The organism is Psychrobacter sp. T6-1, assembly GCF_052258445.1.
The window spans coordinates 1-3,586 of record NZ_JBQQFC010000258.1; the positions used below are offsets into that span (position 1 = coordinate 1).

At 44.9% G+C, this 3,586-nt stretch carries 2 protein-coding genes and 1 other RNA gene; 2 read left to right on the forward strand and 1 reads right to left on the reverse strand.

All coding sequences use genetic code 11. The annotated features are described in order from the left end of the window. Nucleotides 1-128: 128 nt before the first annotated feature. Nucleotides 129-324: non-coding RNA, 6S RNA (gene ssrS, locus ACTXGO_RS11215), on the reverse strand. 213 nt (nt 325-537) lie between these two features. Between ssrS and gpmI the strand changes: the two genes are divergently transcribed. After that, a complete protein-coding gene (gene gpmI / locus ACTXGO_RS11220) occupies nt 538-2,205 on the forward strand; it encodes a 2,3-bisphosphoglycerate-independent phosphoglycerate mutase (RefSeq protein ID WP_435950521.1) in 1,668 nt (555 codons plus the stop codon). Between the two features lie 212 nt (nt 2,206-2,417). Beyond that, nucleotides 2,418-3,586, forward strand: a 1,169-nt coding sequence (locus ACTXGO_RS11225) for a S41 family peptidase (RefSeq protein ID WP_443574541.1), incomplete at its 3' end; no start/stop codon positions are given.

The following is a 3,586-nucleotide window of genomic DNA, read 5'->3' on the forward strand; positions in this document are numbered from 1 at the left end:
ATAAATTGGTACTCATAAAAAAGCCCCTACCTTGAAAAGATAGGGACTTTTTCGTACTACTCAATACGATTTTCTTAATACAACTCTCAGTAGCATATCAGCTAAGTGACAAATCATATTAATCATATAAAACAACCGAAGTGTCGCCGTAAGATGGTGACCCATGAACCGTGAAGTTCAGGGCGGATACGTCATCATCTCTGCAGGTTTCCTGATACACCGCAAGCGGTGCAGGCATACACAATGAGATAATAGATAGCGCATCCTGGTAAAGCATTATCGGCTCAGGGAATAAACATCTACTAGCCAACACTTCAGAATATAATCATAGTAACCAATGAATTAGGCTAATGCAAGTGCGATTACAGTTTGATACGTAGCTTTTGTACTAAGGTGCTTATGAGCTAATTGTCAAACTCAAACGTGAGTAAATGAGTAAAGAATGCTCAGTTTTCAAGTATTTTAAGATGTGTGGTAATATATAGGGCTTTTAGTATCCCAAATAACGGCGTTCATTCACTTGAGGAGCGGTAATCTATGAGCAATACGCAGACCCAGCCTAAGTCTACTGATGACAGTCAGACACATACTGACGATCAGAATAATAAAACTGATGATCAGAATAATAAAAAAACACCTCATGTTTTGATGATTTTGGATGGTTTTGGTCATCGTGAAGAGAGCGATGATAATGCGATAGCTGCTGCAAATACCCCGCATTTAGATAGTATCTACCAGCGTTATCCGCACGGACTGATATCGGCATCAGGTGAAGATGTTGGTTTGCCCCAGGGGCAGTTTGGCAACTCTGAGGTAGGTCATATGAATCTGGGCGCAGGGCGCGTGCTGTATCAGGATTCAACACGGATATCAAGTGAGCTTGTCAGCCGCGAGTTTTACAAAAACGAAGCGCTGGTGAACGCTGTGAACGCTGCTAATGACAAAGGTGGTAACGTGCACATTATGGGTCTGGTCTCTGATGGCGGCGTGCATTCGCATCAAGATCATATCGAGGCTATGTGCCATTCAGCACTGGTTCATGGTGCTAAAAATGTCTTTGTCCACTGCTTTTTAGATGGTCGTGATACACCGCCTAAATCTGCTGATAAATACATCAATCGTCTGCGCGAGCATATCAATAAATTGAACGCTCATTATGAAGGTGGCCGCGTGCAAATCGCTAGTATTATTGGTCGCTACTATGCGATGGATCGTGACAATCGTTGGGATCGCGTGCAAAAAGCTTATGAGTTGATTACCGAAGGCAAAGCCGATCGCATGTCAACTCGTGCTGATGGCGCGGTACAAGCGGCTTACAAATCACGCGAAACCGATGAATTCATCAGCCCCACAACCGTTATAGAGCACGGCGAAACGCCTTTTACCGTTGATGACAACGATGCGCTGATCTTTATGAATTTTCGCGCAGATCGCGCCCGTGAGCTGGCGCAGGCGTTTATACTACCTGATCATGAGTTCTCAGGTTTTGCCCGTCAAAAGCAGCCAAAGCTTGCCGCCTTTGTCATGCTAACCAAATACTCAGATGAGCTTGCAGACAACCCAAAAACCAGCGTTGCTTATTATCCAACTTCGCTAAACAATACGCTCGGTGAGTTTTTGCAAGATCACAACAAAACCCAGTTACGTATCGCTGAAACTGAAAAGTACGCGCATGTCACCTTCTTTTTTAGTGGTGGCCGTGAAGCTGAGTATGAGGGTGAGACGCGTATTTTAGTGCCGTCACCTGATGTGGCCACTTATGACTTACAGCCTGAAATGAGTGCGCCTGAGCTTACCGATAAGCTCGTCGCCGCCATTGATTCGGGTAAGCATGATGTCCTCGTTGTCAACTATGCCAATGGTGATATGGTCGGGCATACGGGCAATTTTGCTGCTGCGGTAAAGGCGGTTGAAGCGTTAGATGAATGTGTAGGCCGCGTTGAATCAGCGGTACGCGCAGCAAATGGTCATATGCTTATCACCGCCGATCATGGTAACTGCGAGCAGATGCATGATTATGATAGCGGGCAGGTGCATACTCAGCATACGACTGAATTTGTGCCTTTGATCTATGTCGGTGAGCAGCCGGTACAAGTGCGCAGCGGCGGTAAGCTTAGTGATGTCTCACCGACGATTTTGGCCTTGATGGAGATGGCGGCACCAGGCGAGATGACTGGTGAGAGTTTGCTGGTTAAAGCCCATTGATGTGCCTAAGATTAGTACGTCATTAAAGCTATACGCTTTATTAGATAGTATGACCTATAACTGCTACTACTGATCATTAACACGTTTGTCTACCGTAGTGAGCATTGATTAAGGGAGAGATACTATTATCTCTCCCTTTTTTATATGGCTTAGGGCGTTTAATTACACTATTATTAACGAGATATCCTCTTTGTTTTTTAGATGAGTCATCTATGTCCTACCTGCGATCTTCTATCTACACGGCTTTGAATAAGCCTATAGTACTGCAACCTACAGCGCTAATGCATTACGCATTAGCGCTCAGCTTGTTTGGGTCATTGAGTATCATAGGGAGCAATACTTATGCTGCGCCTACTGACAAAAATACGCTTAAAGTTAGCGCTATAAGTCTCTCAATTGAATATGACGATAGCGACAGTGATGCCGATGACGATGTCGATAGCGCTCCTGATAACAGTGCTTTGGATGACAGCGATGACTTCGGTAGTGACAACTCTGATGATGATTTGGAGTATCCAATGGACGACTCCGATGATTTGGATTCGGATATACCAGAGGAGGTGTCACGCGTTTCTCTCAATGCTATTAGTCCTGATACGCTAAAGACCTTTGTCAAGGTCGTCGGTTTGGTACGGCGAGAATATATCAATGCGGTAAACGATGAGGCACTATTTAATAATGCGATTAGCGGTATGCTGACTAAGCTTGATAGTCATGCTGAGTTTTTGGATGCAGAAGCTTATGACAACCTGCGTGCGTTTACCCAAGGAGATGTTGGAGATATCGGTATCACCGTTATGTATCAGCCTCAAGCGGGGTACTGGGTAGTCACGGACGTCATCTCCGACTCGCCGGCAGACGAAAATGATATCGATGTTGGTGATTATTTGCACCAAATTGATGACTTTGAGCTGGACGAAAACAACAGAAGTAATGATGTCAAACAGCTATTATCTGGTATTGCTGGTACGCAGGTAGATGTGGTTACCTCTAGAGCAGGTAGGCGCAAGCATACAACGACGTTACAGCGTAATAATAGTAATCCAAAAGCCATAGAAACCCGACTAGTCGATGGTATCGCTATCATCAAACTGCCTGTATTTCAAAATAACAGCCGTGAAAAAATCATTGAAGGCGTGGTCGGACTTGACGCGCCAGTCTCTGGTATCTTGCTAGATGTGCGTGATAATCCAGGCGGCGTATTATCGTCAGCGATTAATATTGCTAGTCTGTTTATGACAGATACTGACGTGGTACAAGTCAAAAGCCGCAATGCAGATCCGCGTACGCTTAGCACCAAAGGCGTCGCTATTCTCAAACCATTACCTGTGGTGATCTTGCAAAATAGATATTCTGCCTCAGCAGCGGAAGTGTTAGCAAG